The sequence below is a fragment of the Streptomyces cylindrosporus genome, assembly GCF_022698165.1.
Taxonomy (GTDB): Bacteria; Actinomycetota; Actinomycetes; order Streptomycetales; family Streptomycetaceae; genus Streptomyces; species Streptomyces cylindrosporus.
Map to the genome: position 1 here is coordinate 639145 of NZ_JALDAY010000003.1, position 25310 is coordinate 664454.

21 protein-coding genes are annotated in these 25310 nt (G+C 70.4%); 8 read left to right on the forward strand and 13 right to left on the reverse strand.

The features are described 5' to 3' along the window. Positions 1–168: 168 nt before the first annotated feature. Positions 169–1557, reverse strand: coding sequence for a M16 family metallopeptidase (locus MQP27_RS12225; RefSeq protein ID WP_242764857.1), 1389 nt, complete (start codon positions 1555–1557; stop codon positions 169–171). Next, complete coding sequence (locus tag MQP27_RS12230; RefSeq protein ID WP_242764859.1) at positions 1554–2948, reverse strand: M16 family metallopeptidase; 1395 nt, start codon at positions 2946–2948, stop codon at positions 1554–1556. The genes MQP27_RS12225 and MQP27_RS12230 overlap by 4 nt, the downstream gene beginning before the upstream one ends. A 293-nt stretch (positions 2949–3241) precedes the next feature. Between MQP27_RS12230 and MQP27_RS12235 the strand changes: the two genes are divergently transcribed. Next, the gene (locus MQP27_RS12235) at positions 3242–5698 is read left to right on the forward strand and encodes a DNA gyrase/topoisomerase IV subunit A (protein ID WP_242764861.1); all 2457 of its coding nucleotides are present in this window, start codon (positions 3242–3244) and stop codon (positions 5696–5698) included. On the opposite strand, the gene MQP27_RS12240 is transcribed toward MQP27_RS12235, so the two are convergent. Then, the gene (locus MQP27_RS12240) at positions 5695–6783 is read right to left on the reverse strand and encodes a CobW family GTP-binding protein (RefSeq protein WP_242764863.1); all 1089 of its coding nucleotides are present in this window, start codon (positions 6781–6783) and stop codon (positions 5695–5697) included. The genes MQP27_RS12235 and MQP27_RS12240 overlap by 4 nt on opposite strands. A 323-nt stretch (positions 6784–7106) precedes the next feature. Between MQP27_RS12240 and MQP27_RS12245 the strand changes: the two genes are divergently transcribed. Together MQP27_RS12245 and MQP27_RS12250 are read left to right on the forward strand one after the other, a co-directional pair. Beyond that, on the forward strand, positions 7107–7658 hold the full coding sequence (locus MQP27_RS12245; RefSeq protein WP_242764865.1) for a DUF6082 family protein: 552 nt from the start codon (positions 7107–7109) through the stop codon (positions 7656–7658). A gap of 149 nt (positions 7659–7807) precedes the next feature. Then, a complete protein-coding gene (locus MQP27_RS12250) occupies positions 7808–8044 on the forward strand; it encodes a hypothetical protein (protein ID WP_242764867.1) in 237 nt (78 codons plus the stop codon). Between the two features lie 170 nt (positions 8045–8214). On the opposite strand, the gene MQP27_RS12255 is transcribed toward MQP27_RS12250, so the two are convergent. Next, a complete protein-coding gene (locus MQP27_RS12255) occupies positions 8215–9375 on the reverse strand; it encodes a citrate synthase/methylcitrate synthase (RefSeq protein ID WP_242764869.1) in 1161 nt (386 codons plus the stop codon). A 109-nt stretch (positions 9376–9484) separates the two neighbouring features. Here MQP27_RS12255 and MQP27_RS12260 point away from each other — a divergent pair, with 109 nt between their 5' ends. From MQP27_RS12260 to MQP27_RS12275, 4 genes are all read left to right on the forward strand, one after another. Continuing rightward, positions 9485–10738 (forward strand): citrate synthase, encoded by a 1254-nt coding sequence (locus tag MQP27_RS12260; RefSeq protein WP_242764871.1) that lies wholly within the window; start codon positions 9485–9487, stop codon positions 10736–10738. A 54-nt stretch (positions 10739–10792) separates the two neighbouring features. Continuing rightward, a complete protein-coding gene (locus MQP27_RS12265; protein WP_242764873.1) occupies positions 10793–11737 on the forward strand; it encodes a ferredoxin family protein in 945 nt (314 codons plus the stop codon). Between the two features lie 123 nt (positions 11738–11860). Further along, on the forward strand, positions 11861–13531 hold the full coding sequence (locus MQP27_RS12270; protein WP_242764875.1) for an ATP-binding protein: 1671 nt from the start codon (positions 11861–11863) through the stop codon (positions 13529–13531). Continuing rightward, complete coding sequence (locus MQP27_RS12275) at positions 13528–14208, forward strand: response regulator (protein ID WP_242764877.1); 681 nt, start codon at positions 13528–13530, stop codon at positions 14206–14208. The genes MQP27_RS12270 and MQP27_RS12275 overlap by 4 nt, the downstream gene beginning before the upstream one ends. Before the next feature lie 54 nt (positions 14209–14262). On the opposite strand, the gene MQP27_RS12280 is transcribed toward MQP27_RS12275, so the two are convergent. The 3 genes from MQP27_RS12280 to MQP27_RS12290 all read right to left on the reverse strand — a co-directional run bounded on the left by MQP27_RS12280 (position 14263) and on the right by MQP27_RS12290 (position 17054). Continuing rightward, positions 14263–15315, reverse strand: coding sequence for an ABC transporter substrate-binding protein (locus tag MQP27_RS12280; RefSeq protein ID WP_242764879.1), 1053 nt, complete (start codon positions 15313–15315; stop codon positions 14263–14265). A gap of 70 nt (positions 15316–15385) precedes the next feature. Next, positions 15386–16249, reverse strand: a complete 864-nt coding sequence (locus MQP27_RS12285) for an ABC transporter permease (protein WP_242764881.1) — start codon at positions 16247–16249, stop codon at positions 15386–15388. Further along, complete coding sequence (locus tag MQP27_RS12290) at positions 16239–17054, reverse strand: ABC transporter ATP-binding protein (protein WP_242764883.1); 816 nt, start codon at positions 17052–17054, stop codon at positions 16239–16241. The genes MQP27_RS12285 and MQP27_RS12290 overlap by 11 nt, the downstream gene beginning before the upstream one ends. Before the next feature lie 161 nt (positions 17055–17215). On the opposite strand from MQP27_RS12290, the gene MQP27_RS12295 reads away from it, so the two are divergent. Further along, positions 17216–17908 carry a response regulator gene (locus MQP27_RS12295; RefSeq protein WP_242764885.1) on the forward strand — a complete coding sequence of 231 codons (693 nt, stop codon included), beginning with the start codon at positions 17216–17218 and terminating at the stop codon, positions 17906–17908. 79 nt (positions 17909–17987) lie between these two features. On the opposite strand, the gene MQP27_RS12300 is transcribed toward MQP27_RS12295, so the two are convergent. The 6 genes from MQP27_RS12300 to MQP27_RS12325 all read right to left on the reverse strand — a co-directional run bounded on the left by MQP27_RS12300 (position 17988) and on the right by MQP27_RS12325 (position 24932). After that, the gene (locus MQP27_RS12300) at positions 17988–19580 is read right to left on the reverse strand and encodes a monocarboxylic acid transporter (protein ID WP_242764887.1); all 1593 of its coding nucleotides are present in this window, start codon (positions 19578–19580) and stop codon (positions 17988–17990) included. Further along, complete coding sequence (locus MQP27_RS12305; protein ID WP_242764889.1) at positions 19577–20131, reverse strand: DUF485 domain-containing protein; 555 nt, start codon at positions 20129–20131, stop codon at positions 19577–19579. The genes MQP27_RS12300 and MQP27_RS12305 overlap by 4 nt, the downstream gene beginning before the upstream one ends. A gap of 69 nt (positions 20132–20200) precedes the next feature. Further along, entirely contained in the window at positions 20201–20890 is a 690-nt protein-coding gene (locus tag MQP27_RS12310; RefSeq protein WP_242764891.1) for a response regulator transcription factor, read from the reverse strand. Continuing rightward, complete coding sequence (locus tag MQP27_RS12315) at positions 20887–22038, reverse strand: histidine kinase (RefSeq protein ID WP_242764893.1); 1152 nt, start codon at positions 22036–22038, stop codon at positions 20887–20889. The genes MQP27_RS12310 and MQP27_RS12315 overlap by 4 nt, the downstream gene beginning before the upstream one ends. Then, positions 22035–22559, reverse strand: coding sequence for a CcdC protein domain-containing protein (locus tag MQP27_RS12320; RefSeq protein ID WP_242764895.1), 525 nt, complete (start codon positions 22557–22559; stop codon positions 22035–22037). The genes MQP27_RS12315 and MQP27_RS12320 overlap by 4 nt, the downstream gene beginning before the upstream one ends. Before the next feature lie 249 nt (positions 22560–22808). After that, positions 22809–24932, reverse strand: a complete 2124-nt coding sequence (locus MQP27_RS12325) for a DNA gyrase/topoisomerase IV subunit B (RefSeq protein ID WP_242764897.1) — start codon at positions 24930–24932, stop codon at positions 22809–22811. Between the last annotated feature and the right edge of the window lie 378 nt (positions 24933–25310).

Here is a 25310-nt window from a genome sequence, read left to right on the forward strand (position 1 = left end):
CCCGGACGACGCTAAGCGGGCCGACTTTCAATCCCCAAACGGATCACGGTGTTTGTAGCGCATCCCACAGGGCAGACAGGCAACTCTCCTTCGATTCCGCACCAATTCGGACATAGGAGGGCCCTGGTGACGCATCAGTCACCAGGGCCTCTCCAGGCGCGCGTGCCGCTACTCGGCGGACACCACGGTCACTTCTCCGATGCCGAGGGCCTCCACGGGCGCCTTGATCTGCGCCGCGTCGCCGACGAGGACGGTCACCAGACGGTCCACCGGGAAGGCGCTCACGGCCGCCGCGGTGGCCTCCACGGTGCCGGTCGCGGCCAGCTGCCGGTACAGCGTCGCCTGGTAGTCGTCGGGCAGGTGCTGCTCGACCTGGTCGGCCAGCGTGCTCGCGACGGCCGCCGCGGTCTCGTACTTCAGCGGCGCGACTCCGACGAGGTTCTGCACGGCGACGTCCCGCTCGGCGTCGGTGAGGCCGCCCTCGGCGAGGGTGCGCAGCACCTTCCAGAGGTCGTCCAGCGCCGGGCCGGTGTTCGGGGTGTCGACGGAGCCGCTGATGGCGAGCATCGAGGCGCCCGTGCCGTCCGGGGCGGAGCGCAGCACCTGGCCGAACGCCCGCACACCGTAGGTGTAGCCCTTCTCCTCGCGCAGGACGCGGTCCAGGCGGGAGGTGAGGGTGCCGCCGAGGCAGTACGTGCCGAGGACCTGCGCGGGCCACACGCGGTCGTGCCGGTCGGCGCCGACGCGGCCGATGAGCAGCTGCGTCTGGACGGCGCCGGGACGGTCGACGATGATCACGCGGCCGGTGTCGTCGGCGGTGACCGGCGGCACCGGGCGGGGCTCGGCGGTGGAGCCGGTCCAGGCGCCCAGGGTCTCGCCGAGCAGCGCGTCCAGGTCGATGCCCGTGAGGTCGCCGACGACCACCGCGGTGGCGGTGGCGGGCCGGACATGGCGGTCGTAGAAGGCGCGTACGGCCGCCGCGTCGATCTTCTCGACGGTCTCCTCGGTGCCCTGGCGCGGGCGCGACATGCGCGAGGTCGCCGGGAACAGCTGCCGGGAGAGCTCCTTGGCGGCCCGGCGGGAGGGGTTGGCCAGCTCGTGCGGGATCTCGTCGAGGCGGTTGCGGACCAGCCGCTCGACCTCGCTGTCGGCGAACGCGGGCGCCCTGAGGGCGTCGGCGAGCAGACCGAGCGCCTTGGCCAGGCGGGAGGCCGGGACCTCCAGGCTGAGGCGGACGCCGGGGTGGTCGGCGTGCGCGTCGAGGGTCGCGCCGCAGCGCTCCAGCTCGGCGGCGAACTCCTCCGCGGAGTGCTTGTCGGTGCCCTCGGAGAAGGCGCGCGCCATGATCGTGGCGACACCTTCGTAGTCGGCCGGCTCGGCCTCCAGGGGCGCGTCCAGGAGCACCTCGACGGCGACGACCTGCTGGCCGGGGCGGTGGCAGCGCAGGACCGTCAGGCCGTTGCCGAGCGCCCCGCGCGTGGGCGCCGGGAACGCCCACGGCTTGGCCTCGCCCGCCTGGGGCTGCGGGTGGAACTGCATCGTGGCGAGCTCGGTCACTTGGCCGCCTCCTCGTTCTCGTCGCCGGCTTCGACCGTGGCCTCGGCCTCGGGGTCTTCGGGGGGATCCGCGTCCTCGGCGGCCTCCGGGGAGACGGGCTCGTAGACGAGCACCGCGCGGTTGTCGGGCCGCAGGCGGGCCTTGGCGACCTCCTGGACCTCCTCCGGCGTCACCTCGAGGACGCGCTGCACGGCGGTCAGGGCGAGCTGCGGATCGCCGAACAGGACGGCGAACCGGCACAGTTCGTCGGCGCGGCCCGCGACCGTGCCGAGCCGGTCGAGCCACTCGCGCTCCAACTGGGCCTGGGCGCGCTCCATTTCCTCGGCCGTGGGGCCCTCTTCGGCGAACCGGGCGAGCTCCTCGTCGATGGCGGCCTCGATGACCGGCACCTCGACGTCACCGGAGGTCTTCACGTCCAGCCAGCCCAGCGAGGGCGCGCCGGCCAGGCGCAACAGGCCGAAGCCGGCCGCGACGGCCGTACGGTCGCGCCGGACCAGGCGGTTGTAGAGGCGGGAGGACTCGCCGCCGCCGAGGACGGTGAGCGCCAGGTCGGCCGCGTCGCACGCGCGCGTGCCGTCGTGCGGGAGCCGGTAGGCGGCCATCAACGCGCGCGCGGGGACCTCCTCCTCGACGACCTCGCGCAGCTGCTCGCCGATGGTGTCCGGGAGCGAGCCGTCGCGGGGCGCGGGCTTGCCGTCGTGCGAGGCGATGGAGCCGAAGTACTTCTCCACCCAGGCCAGGGTCTGCTCCGGGTCGATGTCGCCGACCACCGACAGGACGGCGTTGTTCGGCGCGTAGTAGGTGCGGAAGAACGCGCGCGCGTCCTCCAGGGTCGCCGCGTCCAGATCGGCCATCGAGCCGATCGGGGTGTGGTGGTAGGGGTGGCCCTCCGGGTAGGCGAGGGCGGTGAGCTTCTCGAACGCGGTGCCGTACGGGACGTTGTCGTAACGCTGCCTGCGCTCGTTCTTCACGACGTCCCGCTGGTTCTCCATGGACTCGTCGTCCAGGGCGGCCAGCAGGGAGCCCATGCGGTCGGCCTCCAGCCAGAGGGCGAGCTCCAGCTGGTGGGCGGGCATGGTCTCGAAGTAGTTGGTGCGCTCGAAGCTGGTGGTGCCGTTGAGCGAGCCGCCGGCGCCCTGCACCAGCTCGAAGTGGCCGTTGCCCTTGACCTGGCCGGAGCCCTGGAACATCAGGTGCTCGAAGAGGTGAGCAAGGCCGGTACGTCCCTTGACTTCGTGCCGCGAGCCGACGTCGTACCAGAGGCACACCGCCGCGACCGGGGTCAGGTGGTCCTCGGAGAGCACCACGCGCAGCCCGTTGGCCAGGCGGTGCTCGGTCGCTGTCAGGCCCCCGGTGCCTGCCTGGTCTGTGGCCGTGTGAGCCATGGGCATGTACGTCCCTTCGCCTCGCGGATGCGGTGGTTGAAACCGCTGTTTTCCTGCCGGTCCTGCCACTGTATGCAAGCGTGCGGACCGTCGGCGAAGTTCCCGCGGGACGTACGCCCACAGCGGATCGCGTAGCCTGCGGGCACGCTGGACGGGAGGGCTCACGCCCGGTCCTCGTCCGTGTTGTCAGTGCCGCGGTCCACAATGGTTCGCGTCAGATCCCGTTCACGCTTCAGCAAGTAGTGAGCCGAAGGGGCGCGTCCCGAAGGCGAGCGACCAGAAAAGAGGAGCCGGCAGCGATGGCCCGCCGCAGCACGAAGACCCCGCCGCCCGACGACTCGTTCGAGGAGCGCATCCTCGACATCGACGTCGTCGACGAGATGCAGGGCTCCTTCCTCGAGTACGCGTACTCGGTCATCTACTCCCGCGCCCTGCCCGACGCCCGCGACGGCCTCAAGCCGGTGCACCGGCGCATCGTCTACCAGATGAACGAGATGGGCCTGCGCCCCGAGCGCGGCTATGTGAAGTGCGCGCGCGTGGTCGGCGAGGTCATGGGTAAGTTGCACCCCCATGGCGACGCGTCGATCTACGACGCCCTGGTGCGCATGGCCCAGCCCTTCTCGATGCGTGTCCCGCTGGTGGACGGCCACGGCAACTTCGGTTCGCTGGGCAACGACGACCCGCCCGCCGCCATGCGGTACACCGAGTGCCGCCAGGCCCAGGCGACCAGCCTGATGACGGAGTCGATCGACGAGGACACGGTCGACTTCGCGCCCAACTACGACGGCCAGGAGCAGGAGCCGGTCGCCCTCCCGGCCGCCTTCCCGAACCTGCTGGTGAACGGCTCGTCGGGCATCGCGGTCGGCATGGCGACCAACATGCCCCCGCACAACCTCGGCGAGGTCATCGCGGCCGCCCGCCATCTGATCCGCTATCCGAACGCGGATCTGGAAACGCTGATGAAGTACGTCCCCGGCCCCGACCTGCCCACCGGCGGCCGTATCGTCGGACTCTCCGGCATCCGGGACGCGTACGAGACGGGCCGCGGCACCTTCAAGATGCGCGCCACGGTCGAGATCGAGACCGTCACCGCCCGCCGCAAGGGCCTGGTCGTCACCGAGCTGCCCTTCACGGTCGGCCCGGAGAAGGTCATCGCCAAGATCAAGGACCTGGTCGGTTCGAAGAAGATCCAGGGCATCGCCGACGTCAAGGACCTCACCGACCGCGAGCACGGCCTGCGCCTGGTCATCGAGATCAAGAACGGCTTCGTGCCGGAGGCCGTCCTGGAGCAGCTGTACAAGCTGACGCCGATGGAGGAGTCCTTCGGCATCAACAACGTCGCGCTGGTGGACGGCCAGCCGCTCACCCTCGGCCTCAAGGAGCTCCTGGAGGTCTACCTCGACCACCGCTTCGAGGTCGTGCGGCGCCGCAGCGAGTTCCGCCGCACCAAACGCCGCGACCGCCTGCACCTGGTGGAGGGCCTGCTGACCGCCCTCGTCGACATCGACGAGGTCATCCGTCTGATCCGCTCCAGCGAGAACAGCGCGCAGGCGAAGGAGCGCCTGATGGAGCGCTTCTCCCTGTCGGAGATCCAGACCCAGTACATCCTCGACACCCCGCTGCGCCGTCTCACCAAGTACGACCGCATCGAGCTGGAGTCGGAGAAGGAGAAGCTCAACGCGGAGATCGCCGAGCTGACCCGGATCCTGGACTCGGACACCGAGCTGCGCAAGCTGGTCTCGACCGAACTGGCCGCGGTGGCCAAGAAGTTCGGCACCGAGCGGCGCACGGTCCTGCTGGAGGCGTCCGGCGCCCCGGCGGCCGCCGTACCGCTGCAGGTCGCGGACGACCCGTGCCGGGTGCTGCTGTCCTCGACGGGCCTGCTGGCGCGTACGTCGAACGGCGAGCCCTTCCCGGAGGACGCCGACGCCCGGCGCGTGAAGCACGACGTGATCGTCTCGGCGGTCCCGGCGACGGCGCGCGGCGAGATCGGCGCCGTGACGTCGTCCGGCCGCCTCCTGCGGATCAACGTCGTCGACCTCCCGCAGCTCCCGGAGACGGCGTCGGCACCGAACCTGTCCGGCGGAGCACCCATCTCCGAGTTCCTCTCCCTGGAGGACGACGAGACGGTGGTCTGCCTGACCACCCTCGACGAGTCCTCCCCCGGCCTCGCGCTCGGCACCGAGCAGGGCGTGGTCAAGCGTGTGGTGCCCGACTACCCGTCCAACAAGGAGGAGTTGGAGGTCATCACGCTCAAGGAGGGCGACCGGATCGTCGGCGCGGTCGAGCTGAGCACCGGCGAGGAGGACCTGGTCTTCATCACGGACGACGCGCAGCTGCTGCGCTACCAGGCCTCGCAGGTGCGCCCGCAGGGACGCCCGGCGGGCGGCATGGCCGGCATCAAGCTCACGGACGGCGCGAAGGTCATCTCCTTCACGGCGGTGGACCCGGCGGCCGACGCTGTCGTGTTCACGGTCGCGGGCTCGCGCGGCACGCTCGACGACTCGGTCCAGACGACGGCCAAGCTGACCCCGTTCGACCAGTACCCGCGCAAGGGCCGGGCCACCGGCGGCGTCCGCTGCCAGCGGTTCCTCAAGGGCGAGGACTGCCTCTCCCTGGCCTGGGCGGGCACGGTCCCGGCGAAGGCGGCGCAGAAGAACGGCACCCCGGCCGACCTCCCCGAGATCGACCCGCGCCGCGACGGCTCGGGCGTGTCGCTGCCGAAGACGGTGGCGGTGGTGGCGGGTCCGGTCTAGGCCGACGGGTCCTCGACCTCGACGTCATCCGGCTCCCGTACGTAGCGCAGGACGCCCCACATGCCGTGCTCGTCGGCGGTGTGCGGGGCGTCGCTCCTGCACGCCTCCAGCTCCTTGCCGAGGGCGGCGGAATCGATGCCGGAGCCGATGAGGACGAGCTGAGTGAGCCGCGGGTCGCCGGCCGTCCAGGCCTCCGGGTAGAACCGCAGGAAGCGGCCCACGGCATGCACGGCGTAACGGTTCCGGGCGTCGTACGCGCCGAAGTCGACGCATCCCTTGATCCGGTAGAGCCCCTCGGGACGGCTGTCGAGGAAGGCCATCAGGCGACGCGGGTCCATGGGCACGTCGGAGCTGAAGGACAGGCTGTCGTACGCGCTGTGCAGATGGGCCGCGTGTCCGTCCGCGGTGTGATCATGGCCGTCGGCGATGTGATCGTGCAGGTCGTCGAAGGAGAGCTGCCCGATGCGCTCCTCGGCGGGCCGGCAGTCGAAGAGGAACTCGGGGTCGATACGTCCGTAGGTGGCGGGTACGACAGCGGCACGGTCGACAAGGGACCGCACAACCCCGAGAACCGCCTCCCCACCCCCGGCCCGGTCCACCTTGTTGACGACGACGAGGTCGGCGAGGGCGAGATGGCGGTCGATCCCGGGATGCTTCGCGCGCGTGTCGTCGAACTCTGCGGCGTCGACGACCTCGACGAGACCGCCGTAGACGATGTCCGGCTGCTCGCTGGCCAGCACCATCCGCACGAGCTCTTCAGGCTCCGCAAGGCCACTCGCCTCGATGACGATCACGTCGATGCCGACGTCGGGCCGGGCGAGCTTGTCGAGATAGACGTCGAGTTCGCTGACGTCGACGGCGCAGCACAGGCATCCGTTGCCGAGGGAGACGGTGGAGTCGCCGAGCGCCCCGGCCACCGCCATCGCATCGATCTCGATGGCACCGAAGTCGTTGACGATGGCGCCGATACGGCTGCCGCCGCTGCGGTGGAGGAGGTGGTTGAGGAGCGTGGTCTTGCCGGAACCGAGGAATCCGGCGAGGACGACGACCGGGATCTGCCGACGGCTGTGGCTCGGCTGGCTCAACGTGCGACCTCTTCCGCGCTTCCTTGTGCGCCGGATCGCGGCTGCGGCGCACGTACGAGATTTGAATGCCGAACCAGGATACGAGCCGGAATAATCACTGCGAAGTGAACGATTGTTAGCAGCACTTGCGGGGCAGACGTTGGGCAAGGCGCCGGAGTGTGCGACCCTCGCTTCCCTCCGTGCGCCTCCTCTCCGCCTCCCCGCCGATCAGAGCCGCTCGGCACCCTGGGAGACGGCAAGCGCCGCCCACCGCTCGCCGGTCCCCATCAGTCGACCCGCACCCCGACGACCGGCGGACGGCCGCCTGATCGGGGGTAGTTGACATGGCCACACGGAAGAACGCCGCGGGGAGGCTCGGCTTCGCCGCGGCCAGCCTGCTGCTCGCCACCACCGGGATGGCCCTGGCCGCAGGCCGACGGCGCATCGAGGCGGAACGGCTGCAGACGAAGCGGCTGGAACTGGAGGAGCGGGCGGCCCGGCGCAGGGCCCTGGCGCACCAGCAGCGCATGCACTGGGAGTTGCTGTCCAGGGCGATCGACGATCCGTCGCTGGCCGCGGTGATCGACACCTACGACTCGAGAATCCCGGAGGCGAAACGGCGGCAGTACCTCTACGCCAACGCCTGGTACATCAACCTCTACCACCTCTATCGGGCGGGCATCCTCGACCAGGAGCAGTTCTACGGGCATGCTCGCGAGCTGTTCCAGAACCCTTTGATGCGCGAGTACTGGCAAGCCTCCAAGGGGCAGCGCGCGACGCTGAAGGCGGTGTCCGACGAGGCACGGCTCGGACGCATGGTCGACAGGCTCATCAAGGAACTCGACGAGGCCGACACGGACGAGTGGTGGGTGGTGGGCGACCCGCCGTCCGATTGATCTTCCGGAGCCAGGGCACACCGGTCAACTCAGGGGCACCAGCAGCGTGGTTCGGGTGACTTTCGTCGATGCAGACGCACGTGCATCAGCAATCCCAGTAACGTGCTGCCCACCACTCTGCCCAGATCGTGTGTAAGGACCGGTACCCCTTGAAGATCGTGCGCCGCATCGGTGTGCCTCCAAGTGCCCGTGGCAGTGCCTCAGGAGCGAACTGCCCGGACGTCTTCGAACTGAGCGACGGAAACTTCGCCGTCATCGGCACCGAGGCCACCGAGGCGCTGGAGCGTGAGCTTCCTTCGGACGCCTCCCGAGCCGACTACGAACGCATTGTCGTCGTGAGCCGGGAGACCCTGATCCGCGCCAAGGCGGACATCCCCGACGCCTGACCTCTCCCACGGGCACGTCTCCACCCCAGCTCCGTCCCGTCCCAGCCCCCCGGCCGCACGCGACAACGCTCCGCGCCGGGCACCTGCCGCGAGCAGCTCGGCACCCCGTCTCTGCTCGACCACCACCGATGAGGCCTGGCGCCAGAACGGCACCAGGCCACACGCGTTCCTCAGGCCGGCACCGCCACCGGCGCCCCCGGCCCCACATACCGCGCCACCGGCCTGATGATCTTCCGGTCCTCCGCCTGTTCCAAAATGTTCGCGCTCCAGCCCACCACCCGCGCCGCCGCGAAGGTCGGCGTGAACATCTCGCGTGGCAGGCCGCAGAGTTCCATGACGACGCCCGCGTAGAACTCGACGTTCGTGTGCAGTTCCCGGCCGGGTTTCAGTTCCGCCAGGATCGCCTCCACCTGGCGCTCGACCTCCACCGCGAACGCCACTCGCGGACCGCCGAAGCTCTCGGCCACCTCACGGAGCATGCGCGAGCGGGGGTCCTCCGTACGGTAGACGGCGTGACCGAAGCCCATGATCCGGTCACCGGACAGGACCCGCTCGCGGATCCATGCGTCAATGCGGTCCGGCGTGCCGATCGCGTCCAGCGTGTCCAGCGCCCGGCTCGGCGCACCCCCGTGCAGCGGCCCGGACAGCGCCCCCACGGCCCCGACGAGACACGCGGCCACGTCCGCCCCGGTCGACGCGATCACCCGCGCCGTGAAGGTTGATGCATTGAAGCCGTGATCAATGGTTGAGATCAGGTACTGCTCGACCGCCCGCGCCTGTCGCGCGCCCGGCTCCGAACCGGTCAGCATGTAGAGGTAGTTGGCCGCATAGGAGAGGTCGTCGCGGGGTTCGACCGGGTCGAGGCCCTGATCCAGCCGGTGCAGCGCCATGAGCAGGGTCGGTACGGCCGCGGCCGCCACGAGGGTGTCCCGGCGACGCTCGTCCGCGTCGATGTCGTACACCGGCCGGAAACCCTTGGCCGCGCCGAGCAGCGAGAGCGCGGTGCGCATGCCGGCCAGCGGGCCGGAACCTCCGCTCGCCGCCGCGATCGCGGGCAGCGCCGCCCGCACCTCGTCGGGCAGCCGCCGCAGCGCGGCCGTCTCGGCGGCGAACGCCGACCGCTGTGCCGCGTCCGGCAGTTCGCCGTGGACCAGGAGATGCCAGACGTCCTCGAAGCCGCGGGTCTGCGCGAGTTCGACGGCCGAGTACTGGCGATAGTGGTAGAAGCCTTCGAGCCCCCGGACGTCGCCTATCTCCGTGTCGGTGACGACGACACCCGCGAGCCCCCGCGGTACGTCGACGGTGGCGGCTGCTGACCTGTTGACGGACATGATTCCTCCCTGGACTTGATTCGACTGTCCATGCTTGACTCATCCCCTGTCAATATTGATTTGATCAATGCATTCAATCCATACGTCGTGATGCCGATACGGTGACCCCATGCGCGATCAAGAGCCCTCCCCCGGTCCCGCCGAGCAACGGCTGACCACCAAGGAAGCCGCCGAACTGCTGGGCGTGAAACCCGAGACCGTGTACGCGTACGTGAGCCGCGGTCAGCTCAGCAGCCGGCGCGTGCCCGGCGGCCGGGGCAGCACCTTCGACGCCGACGAGGTCGCCGCGCTCGCTCGGCGCAACAGGCGGGAGAGCAGCGGCAGTCCGGCGTCGGGCGGTGAGCTGTCCGTCCGGACCCGCATCACCCTCATCGAGCAGGACCGGTACTACTTCCGGGGAGTCGACGCCACCGAGCTGGCCACGCGGCACTCGTACGAAGAGGTCGCCGAGTGGCTGTGGACCGGCACACTCCACCCCGGCGTCACCTTCACCGCACCGAAGTCCTCGGTCACCGTGGCCCGCCACGCGGTCGACGCGCTGCCCGAACACGCCGGCCCCACCGACCGGTTGCGGGTCGCGGCGATCGCCGCCGCGGTGGCGGACCCGCTGCGCTTCGACCTCTCCGAGGACGCCGTGCTCGGCACCGCGCGCATCCTCATCCCCTCCCTCGTCGCCGCCCTCCCGGCCCGCGGCGGCCGCCGCGACGAGGGCCCGCTCGCCCACCGGCTGTGGGCGCGGCTGAGCGGACAGGAACCCGACGAGGCCTCACTGCGCGTCCTGGACACCGCCCTCGCCCTCCTGGTCGACCACGACCTGGCCGCCTCGACCCTCGCCGTACGCGTCGCAGCGTCGGCCCGCGCGCACGCCTACGCGGCCGTCTCCGCCGGACTCGGCGTGCTCGAAGGCCCATTGCACGGAGCCGCCAGCAGCCACGCCCACCGGCTGCTGCTCGACGTCCTCGACCAGGGCGACGCGGCTCCCCCGATCGCGGAGGAACTGCGCGCGGGCCGCCGTATTCCGGGACTCGGCCACCGGCTCTACCAGGGCGAGGATCCACGCGCGCGTGTCCTGTTCCGCCTCCTGGAGGAGCTCCCCCACGCGGCCCCCGCCCTGGCCGCGGCCCGCGACATCGTGGCCACCACGGCCCGCCACACCCCGCTGCACGCCAACGTCGACCTGGCCCTCGCCGTGTTCACCGCGTCCAGCGGCATGCCGTCCTCTGCGGGCGAGACGATCTTCGCCGTGGCCCGTACGGCCGGGTGGATCGCGCACGCCCTGGAGGAGTACGGCGAACGCCCGCTGCGCATGCGCCCGAGCGGACACTACGTAGGCCCGAAGCCGCCTCAGCCCCTGCCGGAGTAGGACACGGCCCGGCCAGGAAGTCACCACGGGGCAAGTCAGGTTAGGCTCACCTCTGTGAGTACGTGCTCAACCGCGTCCCGGGATCTCGAAGAGCCCCTTGCGGGAACCGCGGCCACCGCGCGGACCTGGCTGCTGCTGGAGCAGTCCGGTCCCTGGGGCGCCAAGGCGCTCACGTCGAGCCACCTCGATCCGGCACTCGGCCGCGCCCTGGAGGCTGCCGCGAAGGGCACGGGCGTCCGCATCGCGCTCATCCGCCGCCCCGGACGGCACGCCGACTGCGGCACGCCCGCCATCCGGCAGGTCTACGCGGCCCACACCGTGCCCGGCGCGGTGTGGCTGCACTCCGCCACGACCCGCGATCCGAGGGAGCTGCTCGACCTTGACTTCGCCGCGCTCGGCCGGGGCGAGCACCAGAGCTTCGACGCGGTGCTCGCCGCGCGGCCGCACGCGGGCGATCCGCTCGCGCTCGTGTGCACCAACGGCAAGCGGGACCGCTGCTGCGCCCTGCTGGGCCGCCCGCTCGCGGCCGAACTCGCCGCGTCCGGCGTGGAAGGCGTCTGGGAGGTCACCCATCTGGGTGGTCATCGCTTCTCGCCCACGCTGCTCGTCCTGCCCTACGGCTACGCGTACGGCCGCGCCGAGGCGCACGCCGTCAAGGACGTCCTGCACGGCGTCCAGGAGGGGCGGGTCGTCGTGGAGGGCTGCCGTGGCAGTTCCGCCTGGGAGCGTCCGGGCCAGGCGGCCGAGCTCGCGGTGCGCTCGCACGCGCGCGTGTACGCCGCGGACGCGCTGAGTGTCGTACGGACGGACGGTGCGGCCCCCCGCTGGGAGGTGACCGTCACGCACGCGGACGGGCGCCGCTGGCGGGTCGTCGTGGCCCAGGGCGCGTCCGCGCCGCCCCGCCCGGAGAGCTGCGGCACGTCGATCCTGGGCGCGCCGACCCGCATGGACGTCGTGGAGGTTCGCGAGTTGATCAGGACGACCGCGCTCGCGAGTTGACCCGGCTGATCAACACAACGGCCTGCAAGCCTCAGCATTGATCAAGAGATCCAGGCCCTCGATCAAGAGATCCATGCCACACCCCCTACGGCTGTTCCGGCACGCCCACGTACCGTCGTGGGTATGAGCCCCACTCCCCCCGCACGCCGCCTGCGCCTCGGTATGCCGAAGCGGGTGTTCTCGCAGGTGCTGCTGATGCAGGTGGCGATCGCCGCGGGAGTCGCGGTGCTCGCGACCGGCCTCTTCCTCGCACCGCTCAGCCAGCAGCTGGACGACCAGGCGATGCGCCGCGCACTGTCGATCGCGGAGACCACCGCACAGGAGGCGCAGATCGCCGAGGAGCTCCAGACCACCCCGCCGACGCCGGACGGACCGCTGCAGAAGGCGGCGGAACGGATCCGCAAGGCCACCCACGCCCGGTACGTCGTGATCATGGACTGGCGGGGCGTGCGCTGGTCGCACACCGACACCTCGCAGATCGGCGGCATCGTCTCGACGAACCCCGGCGAGGCCCTGGCCGGCAACGAGGTCATGGCGATCGACAACGGCACCCTGGGCCGCACGGCCCGCGGCAAGGTGCCCCTGTACGACACCGAGCACCGGATCGTCGGCGCGGTCTCTGTCGGCATCGCCTACGACAGTGTGCGGGCCCGGCTGCTCAGCGCGATCCCGGGCCTGCTCGCGTACGCCGGCGGCGCCCTGGCCGTCGGCGCGCTCGCCGCCTGGCTGGTCTCCCGGCGGGTGCAGCGGCAGACCCGCGACCTGGCCTTCTCCGACATCTCGGCGCTGCTCGCGGAGCGCGAGGCGATGCTGCACGGCATCCGGGAGGGCGTCGTCGCCCTGGACCGCGCGGGCCGGGTACGACTCCTCAACGACGAGGCGCACCGCCTGCTGGGCATCGACGAGGAGGCCGTCGGCCGCTCCCCCGACGAGGCGCTCGGCGAAGGGCGTACGGCCGACATACTGGCCGGCCGGGTGACCGGCACGGACCTGCTCACCGTGCGCGGCCAGCGCGTCCTGGTCGCCAACCGCATGCCCACCGACGACGGCGGTGCCGTCGCCACCCTGCGCGACCGCACCGAGCTGGAGCAGCTCGGCCGGGAACTCGACTCCACGCGCGGGCTGATCGACGCCCTGCGCGCCCAGGACCACGAGCACGCCAACCGCATGCACACACTGCTCGGGCTGCTCGAACTGGAGATGTACGACGACGCCGTGGACTTCGTCGGAGAGGTGGTCGGCGACCACCGGGCCACCTCGGAACAGGTCACCGAGAAGATCCAGGACCCGCTGCTCGCCGCCCTGCTGGTCGGCAAGGCGACCGTCGCCGCCGAGCGCGGCGTCGCCCTGTGGATCTCGGACCGGACCCGGCTGCCGGACCGGCTGATCGACGCCAGGGGGGTCGTCACGGTCGTCGGCAACCTGGTCGACAACGCGCTCGACGCGGTCGCGGGCACTCCGCACGCGCGCGTGGAGGTCGAGTTGCGCGCCGAGGGACGTACCGCCGTCCTCAGGGTGCGCGACACCGGGCCGGGAATCCCGCCGGAACAGCGGGAGTTGATCTTCACCGAGGGATGGTCCACCAAGGAGCCGCCCGCCCACCGCAAGCGCGGCATCGGGCTCTCCATGGTGCGCAGGCTCGCGGAACGGCAGGGCGGCAGCGCGACCGTGGGCGAGGCGCACGGCGGCGGCGCGGAGTTCACCGTCGTACTGCCCGAGGCCCTGGACGACCCGGCGCCGGAACCCGCGCTGAGCGCTCCTGTGGACACGCCCGTCAAGGAGGAGTCGCGATGATCGAGGTCCTGGTCGTGGACGACGACACCAGGGTCGCGCAGGTCAACGCCGCCTACGTCGAGAAGGTGCCGGGCTTCCACGTCGCCGGCGAGGCGCACAGCGCGGCCGAGGCGCTGCGTCAGCTGGAGGCGCTGCCCCGGCTGGACCTGGTCCTGATGGACCACTACCTGCCCGACGAGACCGGTCTGGCGGTCGTCCAGGAGATGCGCCGGCGCGGCCACCAGACCGACGTGATCATGGTGACGGCGGCCCGGGACGTGTCGACCGTGCAGGCCGCCATGCGGCACGGGGCGCTGCAGTACCTGGTGAAGCCGTTCGCGTTCGCGGGACTGCGCAGCAAGCTGGAGGCGTACGCGGCGCTGCGCCGCACGCTGGACGGCGGCGGCGAGGCGGAGCAGGCCGAGGTGGACCGCATCTTCGGCGCGCTGTCCACGCCTTCGGAGCCGGGGCTGCCCAAGGGACACTCCCCCTCCACCGCGGAGCTCGTGCGCCAGTCCCTGATGAGCGCCGAAGGCCCGCTGTCCGCCCAGGAGATCGCCGACCGGACGGGAGTGAGCCGGCAGACCGCGCAGCGCTATCTGAAGCTCCTGGAGCGCACGGGCCGGGCCCGGCTCACGCTGAAATACGGCGACGCGGGCCGCCCTGAACACCGTTACGTGTGGGCGACCCGCGCCTGAGGGCACGGCCGTTGGGGGCGGGGGAAGGGGCCGTGCCCCCTCATGGATACGTAATCAGTGCGCGACCTTCTCCACGAACTCGGTAGTGAACGTCTTGCTCAGGTCCACCTTGGCGTTCTTGATGTTGGGGTTGAACGCCTTGAGCACCTTCTCAACAGTTGCGGGCCCCTCGGCGGGCATCACGCCGTCCTTGGTGAACATCGGCAGCGAGCTCTGGATCGCCGCGGCGTAGAGGACCTTGTTGCCTTGGGAGTAGTCGGCGGGCATCTTGTCGGCGATCTCGGTCGAGCTGTGGGTGGACATCCACTTGAGCGTCTTGACGAATGCATTGGCCAACTTCTGGACGGTGTCCTTGTGACCGTTGACCCAGTCCGTCTGCATGTACAGGCTTGACGACGGGTACGGGCCGCCGAGCGCCTCCTGGGAGCCCTCGGGCGTCCGCATGTCCAGCAGGACCTTGCCCGCCTTCTTGTCGAGGATCGTGGCGACGGTCGGGTCGGTCGTCATACCGCCGTCGATCGCGCCCTTCTGCAGCGCCGAGATGAAGGTCGGTCCCGCGCCGACGGCGACCGGCGTGAACTCGCTGACCTTCACACCGTTCTTGACGGCGAGGTACTTGGTGAGGAAGTCCGTCGACGAGCCGAGGCCGGTGATGCCGAGCTTCTTGCCCTTGAAGTCCTTCGGCGACTTGATGTCGCCCTCGGCCTTGGTGGAGACGATCTCGACCTCGCCGGGCGCCTGCGAGAACTGCACGACGGACTCCACGGACTTGCCCTTGGTCTGCAGGTCGAGGGTGTGGTCGTAGAAGCCGACGGCCCCCTGGACCTGCCCGGAGACCAGCGCGGTCTCGGCCTGGACGCCGGCCGGCTCGCTCAGCAGCTCCACGTCGAGGCCCTCGGCGTCGAAGTAGCCCAGGCGCTGGGCGAGCATCGCGGGCAGGTAGATCACCTTGTCCAGGCCACCGACCATGATCTTGACCTTCGTACCCTTGCCGTCGCCCTTGCTCGTGGAGGCGGTGCTGGCCGCGTCGTTGGCGCAGGCGGTGAGGGAGGAGAGGGCGAGCAGGCCGGCGGCGGCCAGGGTGGTGTATCTGGCGGACTTGCGCATGAGGGTTCACGTCCTTGTGAGAGGGCGGTGCGGGAGGAAGGGGGGTGGCTTCAGGGGGCGTCGAGGGCGTTCAGCTGTCGGAGCCCGCCGGCTTCCACCGGAAGATGCGGCGCTCGGCGAAGGTCAGCAGCCCCTCGGCGGCGAGCGCGACGACGGCGAGGATGACCATCGCGGCGTACACACCGGCCGTGTTGAAGGTGCCCTGCGACTGCGAGATGAGCAGGCCGACGCCCTTGGTCGCGCCGATGTACTCGCCGACGATGGCGCCGATGAGGGCGAAGCCGAAGCTGACGTGCAGGCTGGTGAAGATCCACGAGGTCGCTGAGGGGATGACCACCTGGAGCGTCACCCTGCGGTTGCTCGCACCCAGGATCCGGGCGTTGGCGACGAGGTTGCGGTCGACCTCACGAGCGCCCTGGAAGGCGTTGAAGAAGACCGGGAAGAAGACCAGGACGACGGCGGAGGCGACCTTGGAGGCCGGGCCGAGTCCGAACCAGATCATGAAGATCGGGGCGAGGACGATCCTGGGTATTGAGTTGAGCACCTTGATGTATGGACCAAGGACATCGGCGAGGAAGGTGATCCGCCCGAGGACGATGCCGAACACGACACCGGCGAGCACACCCAGGACCCAGCCGAGCAGCGCCTCGTACAGCGTGTACCAGATCTGCTCGCCCAGAGAGCCGATGGCCGTCCCGTGCATCACCCAGGTGGAAATCTGGTCCCAGATCTTCGAGGGCATCGAGAAGTTGAACGGATCGATGACCTTGGTCCGGGCGAACGCCTCCCACAGGCCCAGGACGGCGACCAGGAGGAGTACGCGGGTGGCCGTGACGACGATCTTGCGTCGGCGGGCGGCACGCGCGCGTGACTGGGCGCGGTCCGGTGCCTTGACCGTGTCGACGACCGGTGTGCTGAGGACGTCAGGCGACATTGGCGGCACCCCTCTCGCGGGTGATGCGGACCTCTTCGCCGAGCGACTCCCAGATCTCGCGGTAGATCTCGATGAACCGCGGCTCCAGACGCACCGACTCGACCTTGCGGGGCCGCGGCAGGTCGATGTCGAAGACCTGCTTGACGGTGGCCGGCCCCGCGGTCATCACGACGACCTTGTCGGCCAGGGCGATGGACTCCTCCAGGTCGTGGGTGACGAAGACGACGGAGGCGCCCGTGCCCGACCACAGCTCCAGCAGTTCGTCCGACATCAGCGCCCTGGTCTGCACGTCGAGCGCCGAGAAGGGCTCGTCCATCAGCAGGATCTCGGGGTCGTTGACGAAGGTCGCGGCGAGCGCGACGCGCTTGCGCTGGCCGCCGGAGAGCTGGTGCGGGTAGCGGTCCTCGAAGGCGGCGAGCCCGACCCGGGCCAGCCATTCGCGGGCCTTCTGCTTCGCCTCCGCCTTGGGCACGCCGCGGAAGCGGGGGCCCGCCATGACGTTGGACAGGACGGTGCGCCAGGGGAAGGTGGCGTCCTGCTGGAAGACGAAACCGACCTTGTCGCCGACGCCGTTCACCGGCTCCCCCGCGACCAGAACCTCGCCCTCGGTGGGCTCCTCCAACCCGCTGACCAGCGTCAACGTGGTCGACTTACCGCAGCCCGTGGGACCGACGACCGCCACGAACTCCCCACGCCCGACCGTGAGATCAAGTTCCCTGACTGCCGTGTGCAGACCCCCCGACGGGGTCCTGAAGATCTTGCTCGCGCCCCGCAGCTGAATGGCGGGGCTGGTGTCTGCGCTCATGGCCGGGGACGGTAGATGTGGCCCGAGCCACAGCAGCAGCCTTGTGAGCACATGCCGTTCTTTTGCTTGCAACAGCCTGTTGTGCTCTTTTTGCTCGCGCTACAACAGCGGAGCCGAAACACGGGCTTAACGCTCGCCAGGCCTTGACAGAAAGAGGCCCGATGATTGACGTCCTGGTCGTGGACGACGATTTCCGCGTCGCCGAGATCAACGCCAAGTACGTGGGAAAGGTTCCCGGCTTCCGGGTCGCCGCCCGCGCGCACAGCGCTGCCCAGGCCCTGGCCAGCGTCCAGCGCGGAACCATCGACCTGGTCCTGCTCGACCACTACCTGCCCGACCAGACGGGCCTCGAACTCGTCCATCGCATGCGGGAACAGGGCCACGGCACCGACGTCATCATGATCACCGCGGCCAGCGACGTGACCACCGTGCAGGCCGCCATGCGCCTGGGCGCGCTGCACTACCTGGTCAAGCCGTTCACCTTCGCCGCCCTGCGCACCCGCCTCGACTCCTACGCCGCCCTGCGCCGCACCGTCGACCGCGTCGGCGGCCGCGGGATCGCCGGCCAGGAGCAGGTCGACCGGATCTTCGGCGCGCTGCGCACCAGCCCGGCGCCGTCGTCCCCCGGCCTCCCCAGCGGCCACTCGGAGCCGACGAGCGACCTCATCTGCCGCGTCCTGCACCACGCCGACCACCCGCTCTCGGCCCACGAGGTCGCCGCCGAGACAGGCCTGAGCCGCTCCACGGCCCAGCGCTACCTCCGCAACCTCGAACAGGCCGGCCGCCTCCGCCTCTCCCTCAAATACGGCGACACGGGCCGCCCGGAGCACCTGTACGCATGGGTGGCCCCGTAACCCGACGACTTCGATTCATGCGTTACGGCGGTGAAGGGGCCGTCATTTCCTGCGGTACGACGACGAGGGCGCCCGGCGGCTACACGGCCCCGGCCCCCGTCAGCGACCGCACCTCGGTCTCCGCGTGCTTGGCCTCGTCCGGGACCTCGGCGGAGGTGACCGTGCCGAGCCAGCCCGCGAGGAAACCGAGCGGGATCGACACCAGGCCGGGGTTCTGGAGCGGGAAGTACTGGAAGTCGACACCGGGGAAGAGGGATTCGGGGCTGCCCGACACCACCGGCGACAGCACCACGAGCCCGAGCGCGGGGACGAGCCCGCCGTATACGGCCCACACCGCGCCGCGGGTGGTGAAGCCGCGCCAGAACAGCGAGTACATCAGCACCGGGAGGTTCGCGGAGGCGGCGACCGCGAAGGCGAGGCCCACCAGGAAGGCGACGTTGAGGTCGCGGGCCAGCAGGCCGAGGCCGATGGCAACCACGCCGATGCCGACGGAGGCGACGCGCGCGACAGCCACCTCGCTGCGCGGCTCGGTCCGCCGGCGTCGCAGGGACGCGTACAGGTCGTGGGCCACGGACGCCGAGGAGGCGAGCGTGATCCCGGCAACCACCGCGAGGATCGTTGCGAAGGCGACGGCGGCCACGATGGCGAAGAGAACCGTTCCTCCGGTGGAATCCGCACCGCCGCCCAGATCGAGCGCCAGCAGCGGAACCGCCGTGTTCCCGGCCGCGTTCGACCCGCGTACCGCCTCGGGCCCCACGATCGCGGCGGCGCCGAAGCCGAGGATGATCGTCATCAGATAAAAGCCGCCGATGAGCCCGATCGACCAGAGCACCGAACGCCGGGCCGCCCGGGCGGTGGGCACGGTGTAGAAGCGGGACAGGATGTGCGGCAGCCCAGCCGTGCCCAGCACCAGCGCGAGCCCCAGGCTGATGAAGTCGAAGCGGGCGGTCCAGCTCCCGCCGTACTTCAGTCCCGGAGCCAGGAAGGCGTCGCCGTGGCCACTGCGCTCGGCCGCCGTGAGCAGCAGTCGGTCGACGTCGCCGTGGAAGCGCAGCACGACGAGGACCGTGAGCGCGATCGTGCCGCCGAGCAGCAGAACCGCCTTGACGATCTGGATCCAGGTGGTGGCCCGCATCCCTCCCAACGACACATAGATCACCATGAGCGCGCCGACGCCGATCACGGTCCACGCCTGCGCGGCCTCGCTCGTCCGCCCGAGCAGCAGCGCGACCAGGCTGCCCGCCCCGACCATTTGCGCCACCAAATACAGAACGGACACGGTGACCGAGGAAGTTCCCGCCGCGATCCGCACCGGCCGCTCGCTCATCCGCGCCGCCACCACGTCGGCGAGGGTGAACCGCCCGCAGTTGCGGACCAGTTCGGCGACCAGGAACAGCACCAGGAGCCAGGCCACCAGGAAGCCGACCACGTAGAGCAGGCCGTCGTAGCCGAACAGCGCGATGAGTCCGGTGACGCCCAGGAAGGAGGCGGCGGACATGTAGTCGCCCGCGATGGCAAAACCATTCTCCAGAGGTGAGAAGAGCCGCCCGCCGGCGTAGAACTCCTCCGCCGAGCCGTGCCGGTTGCGGCTGACCCAGGTCGTGATCGCCAGCGTGACGGCGACGAACGCGCTGAACAGGAGTAGCGCCAGCGTCTGATGATGGCCCGTCACAGCGCACCGCCCCGGACCGAGCGCGTCAGTTCCTGGGTGTCCCAGCGCAGTTCGAGCGCGGCCCGGTCCCTGCGCAGCCGTGCGTGCCGGGCGTAGGCCCAGGCGAGCAGGAACGTCGTGAGGAACTGTCCGAGCCCGGCGAGCATCGCCACGTTCAGGGCGCCCGCCACCGGCCGTGCCATCAGCCCCGGCGCGGTCGTGGCAGTCACCACGTACCCCACGTACCACGTGAGGAAGACGGCGACTCCCGGCACCACGAACCTCCGGTAGCGGCTGCGCACTTCCTGGAACGCCGCGCTCCGCTGCACCTCCAGATAGACGTCGGCCGCGGCGACCCCTCGCTCCTCGCCCGCCTGTTGCGCCGGCACCGGCGCGGGCACGCCGGAACCGTCCGACTCGCCCCAGCCGGAGGCGAGTGCGTCGTACCACGGGTCGTCGTACCTCATGCCCCCGGGCGCCTCGGCACGGGCCTGGTCTTGACCCTCGCGGATCTCGGCCGGACTCTCGGCGCCACCCCCGCCTCCGCGGGGACGACCATTGCTTGACTGCATGCCCAAGGATGGACAGAACGGGAAGATCCCCGACTTCTCTTCCCCGCGCTCTTCACCCCATCAGGTGATTCAACCCACCGGTGGCCGCGCGATCCCCTTCGCGTACGCGTAACGCACCGCCTGGGCGCGGTCCTTGAGTCCCGTCTTGGTGAACATGTTGTTGATGTGCGTCTTCACCGTCGCCGTGGACACATGCAGCTTGCGGCCGATCTCCGTGTTGCTGAGCCCCTCGGCGATCAGCACCAGGACCTCGATCTCCCGCGCGGTGAGGCCGTCGGGCGGCTCGGCCGGGGCGACCGGCCGCGGTTCGGGCTCCGACAGCCGCTCCAGCAGCCGCCGTTGGATGCTGGGCGACAGCCCCGCGTCCCCGGACAGCACGCTCTGCACGGCCCGTACGATCTCGTCCCCTCCCGCGTCCTTGGTGAGGTAGCCCCGCGCTCCTGCCCGCAGCGCCGGGAACAGCGACTCGTCGTCCGCGAAGGTCGTCAGCACCACGACCTGGGTCCCGGAGTGCTCGGCCCTGATGCGCCGGGTCGCCTCGACGCCGTCGCATCTGGGCATGCGCAGGTCCATCAGCACCACGTCCGGGGCGAGTTCGGCAACGAGCTGCACCGCCTCCTCCCCGTCCCCCGCGGCGCCGACGACCTCGATCCCGGGCAGGAGGCCGAGCAGCATCACGATGCCCTCCCGGACGACGGTCTGGTCGTCCGCGACGACGACCCGCGCGGGCCGCGTCTCAGTCTCAGCCCCTTCCGTCATACGGGCACCTTCAGCGTCACCGCGAACCCCTCCTCGTCCGGCCCTGCGTCCAGCGAACCGCCCAGCAGCTCGGCACGCTCCCGCATGCCCAGCAGACCGTACCCGGCGCCCGCCTCGCTCAGCTCGCCCGGCGGACCGCCCGAGTCCCGTACGGCCAGCGTCACTTGATGGTCGTCGTAGTCCAGCCGCACCCGCACCTTGGCTCCCGGCGCATGCTTGCGCACGTTCGTCAGGGCTTCCTGGGCGACCCTGCGCACGGCCTGCGAGGCCTCCGCGGGCAGCGGCTTGCGCTCACCCGTAATGGTGACCTCGGCACCGGAGGTCGTACCGACGAGCTGCGACAGGAAGTCCTCCAGCGGGGTCAGCTCGCCGCGCAGCGCGGAGAGCGCCTGCCGGGTCTCGTCGAGGCCGTCCCGGGCCATGCCGCGTGCCGCCACCACCCGCTCCAGGATCTGCTCCCGGTCCGCGCCCCGCTCGATCAGCAGGCGGGCCGCCTCCAGGTGCACGAGCTGTGCCGAGAGGCTGTGCGCCAGCACGTCGTGGATCTCGCGCGCGATCCGGGCCCGCTCGGCGAGTGCCGCCGACTCCGCCTCGGCGGCCCGGGCGGCCCGCTCCTGCGCGAGCAGTTGCTGCGCGGTGCCGCGGGCCTCCGCGTCGAGGCGCAGGGTGTACCCGGCGAGCCCCAGCCCGGCTGTCGTCACCGCGGTGGTCAGCCACACGTCGTTGTTCATCGCGGCGAAAGCGGCGAGGGCGACCGACATGACGGGCACGGCGGCGGCGAGCGGCAGCCGCTCCAGGGCACCGACGGCACAGCCGCACCAGATGACGAGAGCCGCCGTCGTGAACCCGCCGGCCTCGCCCGCGACCGCGATCCCCATGAGCACGGCGATGAGGGCGATCGACGGCAGGAGCCGGTGCGCGAGCGTGGTACGCCAGAACGCCCAGGCTGCGAGGGAGGCGAGCAGGACACCCGCGACGGCCGCGACCGCGCCCCATCCGTGGACATGGGTGCTGTTGTAGGCGCCCCACAGGAGCATGCCGATCACCAGCAGCCGCACGACCCAGCCCAGCAGCCGCCGAGACCGTGAGATTCCGTCGCGGCTCAGCGCCTCCCGGGAGGGCCAGCGTGTCCATGAAGTCTCCGTCACACACGCTCCTTCCGCGCGAACCGGGCCGTGTGGTCACCGTACGTCCTGGCCGCGGGGGCCGCCGGTGCAACGGACTGGGCCCGCCACACCAGGATCCCGCCGCGAACCAGCAGGGTGGCTGCGAGGGCGAGGAGCAGGGCGGAGCTGTCCTGGTGCACGCCGAGGGCGGCGCCGAGCGCGAAGAGGCCGACGCGCAGGGCGATGCCGATGATCCAGACGGTCACGCTCGCCTTGCTGCTCTTGCTCCATACGCTGCCGTCCGGCTCGGCCCATATGCGGGTGGTCCAGGCCCAGCCGGCTCCCGTGGCGAGGCCGATGAGCAGTTCCACGGCCAGCAGGGCCACCGACTCGGTGCGGTGGTGGGCGTCGACGACTCCGGGTTGGCGCAGCGCTACCACGGCGAGGACGACGGGGATGAGCCACCAGCGCTTCGAGGTGCCTATCTGCTGGGCGCGGAACTGTCGCACGATCACCAGGACCACGACGGCCGCGATCATCAGCGCGTTGGCGAGCCCGGACATCTGAGCCTCCGTGTGCGAAGAAGGGAGTCGCGGCAGCGAGCGCTGCCGACGCCTTCGACGCTACGGAAATCCGCAGGTCGGCAGATCGGAGCAGGGGTGGATCGTGGGTGGATCCGCAAACGGCCGTCGGCTCCACCCACGGGTGGAGCCGACGGAAACCGGTCTCGTCCGGCGAGGCCGCCGGTCGGCTCGGTTCGGGCCGAGCCACCCCAACCTGAGCCCTCGGCGCCCCCGAGCCCGGCGCAGCCGCTACGCGTCGATGCGCGACCTGTCCAGCGTCGCCGCCGAGCTGGAGATGAACTCCTTGCGGGGTGCCACGTCGTTGCCCATCAGCAGGTCGAAGACCGTCTCCGCGGAGTCGAGGTCGGAGAGGTTGATCCGGCGCAGGGTGCGGTGGCGCGGGTCCATCGTCGTCTCGGCCAGCTGGTCGGCGTCCATCTCGCCCAGACCCTTGTAGCGCTGGATGGCGTCCTTGTACCGGATGCCCTTGCTCTCGAACTCGAGCAGCTTGTCGCGCAGTTCGCGGTCCGAGTACGTGTAGACGTACTTGTCCTGGCCCTTCTTCGGCTGGACGAGTTCGATGCGGTGCAGCGGAGGCACCGCGGCGAAGACCCGGCCGGCCTCGACCATCGGCCGCATGTAGCGGTGGAAGAGCGTCAGCAGCAGAGTCCGGATGTGCGAGCCGTCGACGTCGGCGTCGGTCATCATGATGATCTTGCCGTAGCGGGCCGCGTCGATGTCGAAGGTCCGGCCCGAGCCCGCTCCTATGACCTGGATGATCGCGCCGCACTCGGCGTTCTTCAGCATGTCGGTCACGGACGACTTCTGGACGTTGAGGATCTTGCCGCGGATCGGCAGCAGCGCCTGGAACTCGGAGTTGCGCGCCAGCTTGGCGGTGCCGAGCGCGGAGTCGCCCTCGACGATGAACAGCTCGCTGCGGTCCACGTCGTCGCTGCGGCAGTCGGCGAGCTTGGCCGGCAGCGAGGAGGACTCCAGGGCCGTCTTCCGGCGCTGGGCGTCCTTGTGCTGGCGGGCGGCGATACGCGTGCGTGCCGCCGCGACGGCCTTCTCCATGACGACCCGGGCCTGGGCGGCCGCGTCCCGCTTGGTGGAGGTCAGGAACGCCTTGAGCTCCTTGGAGATCACCGTGTTCACGATGCGGCGGGCCGCCGAGGTGCCGAGGACCTCCTTGGTCTGGCCCTCGAACTGCGGCTCGGCCAGGCGGACGGTGACGACCGCCGTGAGGCCCTCCAGGGCGTCGTCCTTGACGATGTCGTCCTCGGCGACGCGCAGCAGCTTCTTGGCACGCAGCACCTCGTTCAGCGTGCTGGTCACCGCTGTCTCGAAGCCCGCGACGTGGGTGCCGCCCTTGGGGGTGGCGATGATGTTCACGAACGACTTCAGGGTCGTGTCGTACCCGGTGCCCCACCGCATCGCGACGTCGACGTCGAGCTCGCGGGTGACCTGGGTGGGCGTCATCTGCCCGTGCTCGTCCAGGACCGGGACCGTCTCCTTGAAGGTGCCCTGGCCGGAGAAGCGGAGGACGTCGTTGACCGGCTTGTCGCCGGCCAGGTACTCGCAGAACTCGCTGATGCCGCCGTCGAAGCGGAAGGACTCCTCGCCCTTGCTGCCGCCCTCGCCGAGGCCGAACTCGTCGCGGACGACGATGGTCAGGCCGGGCACCAGGAAAGCGGTCTGGCGGGCGCGCTGGTGGAGGTTGTCCAGGGAGAGCTTGGCGTCCTTGAGGAAGATCTGGCGGTCGGCCCAGTAACGCACGCGCGTGCCGGTGCGGGTCCTGGGGATCTTCTTGGCCTTGCGCAGGCCGCTGGTGGCCTCGAACTTGGCGTCCGGGCCGGTCGCGGAGAAGGCGCCCGGCACACCGCGCCGGAAGCTGATGGCGTGCGTGTGGCCGCCACGGTCCACCTCGACGTCCAGCCGGGCCGACAGGGCGTTCACCACCGAGGCGCCCACGCCGTGCAGACCGCCGGAAGCGGCGTAGGAGCCGCCGCCGAACTTGCCGCCGGCGTGCAGCTTGGTCATGACGACCTCGACGCCGGACAGGCCGGTCTTCGGCTCGACGTCGACCGGGATGCCCCGGCCGTTGTCCCGCACCTCCACCGACCCGTCGTCGTGGAGGATCACCTCGATGTGGTCGCAGTAGCCACCGAGGGCCTCGTCGACGGAGTTGTCGATGATCTCCCACAGGCAGTGCATCAGACCGCGGCTGTCGGTCGACCCGATGTACATGCCCGGGCGCTTGCGCACGGCCTCGAGCCCCTCGAGGACGAGCAGGTGCCGCGCGGTGTAGTTGGAACCGTCCCGCTCTGCTCCTGCCAGCAGCGCTGTGGACGACACGGACGTTTCGGCGGTCACGCGGTTCGCTCCTCGCTGAATTTCAGATGGGGCCCTTCTGGGTAAGGGCGCGGCTTCGGTTGCCGTGAAGAGGGTACCGAGGCCTGGTAGAGCCGTTGTCACGCCACCCTCGTCTGAACTCAGGGTAGTCCAGAGTCGCATGAGTGTTCGATCCCTCGATGGAGTGAAGTACATATCACGTTCCCTTCCAGGCATGAACCATTTAGGCTCCGGGCACGTCCTCATGAACAAACCGGCAAGCCAGCCGGGAGGACGGACACTGACAGCCAGCGCGAACCCGTACAACACAAAGACACGCAATACGGCACATTCGCCGCCAACCGGCAACAGACAGCCGGCCTCGAAAAAATCTTTCGAGGAAAAGCCCCGGGCGGGAAC

Excerpts from the sequence above, each read along its gene's own strand:
- MQP27_RS12290 (WP_242764883.1), bottom strand. The coding sequence starts at position 17,054 with ATGAGCGCAGACACCAGCCCCGCCATTCAGCTGCGGGGCGCGAGCAAG.
- MQP27_RS12270 (WP_242764875.1), top strand. The coding sequence starts at position 11,861 with ATGAGCCCCACTCCCCCCGCACGCCGCCTGCGCCTCGGTATGCCGAAG.
- MQP27_RS12245 (WP_242764865.1), top strand. The coding sequence starts at position 7,107 with ATGGCCACACGGAAGAACGCCGCGGGGAGGCTCGGCTTCGCCGCGGCC.
- MQP27_RS12230 (WP_242764859.1), bottom strand. The coding sequence starts at position 2,948 with ATGCCCATGGCTCACACGGCCACAGACCAGGCAGGCACCGGGGGCCTG.
- MQP27_RS12285 (WP_242764881.1), bottom strand. The coding sequence starts at position 16,249 with ATGTCGCCTGACGTCCTCAGCACACCGGTCGTCGACACGGTCAAGGCA.
- MQP27_RS12280 (WP_242764879.1), bottom strand. The coding sequence starts at position 15,315 with ATGCGCAAGTCCGCCAGATACACCACCCTGGCCGCCGCCGGCCTGCTC.
- MQP27_RS12235 (WP_242764861.1), top strand. The coding sequence starts at position 3,242 with ATGGCCCGCCGCAGCACGAAGACCCCGCCGCCCGACGACTCGTTCGAG.
- MQP27_RS12310 (WP_242764891.1), bottom strand. The coding sequence starts at position 20,890 with ATGACGGAAGGGGCTGAGACTGAGACGCGGCCCGCGCGGGTCGTCGTC.
- MQP27_RS12320 (WP_242764895.1), bottom strand. The coding sequence starts at position 22,559 with ATGTCCGGGCTCGCCAACGCGCTGATGATCGCGGCCGTCGTGGTCCTG.
- MQP27_RS12260 (WP_242764871.1), top strand. The coding sequence starts at position 9,485 with ATGCGCGATCAAGAGCCCTCCCCCGGTCCCGCCGAGCAACGGCTGACC.
- MQP27_RS12255 (WP_242764869.1), bottom strand. The coding sequence starts at position 9,375 with ATGTCCGTCAACAGGTCAGCAGCCGCCACCGTCGACGTACCGCGGGGG.
- MQP27_RS12305 (WP_242764889.1), bottom strand. The coding sequence starts at position 20,131 with ATGCAGTCAAGCAATGGTCGTCCCCGCGGAGGCGGGGGTGGCGCCGAG.
- MQP27_RS12275 (WP_242764877.1), top strand. The coding sequence starts at position 13,528 with ATGATCGAGGTCCTGGTCGTGGACGACGACACCAGGGTCGCGCAGGTC.
- MQP27_RS12295 (WP_242764885.1), top strand. The coding sequence starts at position 17,216 with ATGATTGACGTCCTGGTCGTGGACGACGATTTCCGCGTCGCCGAGATC.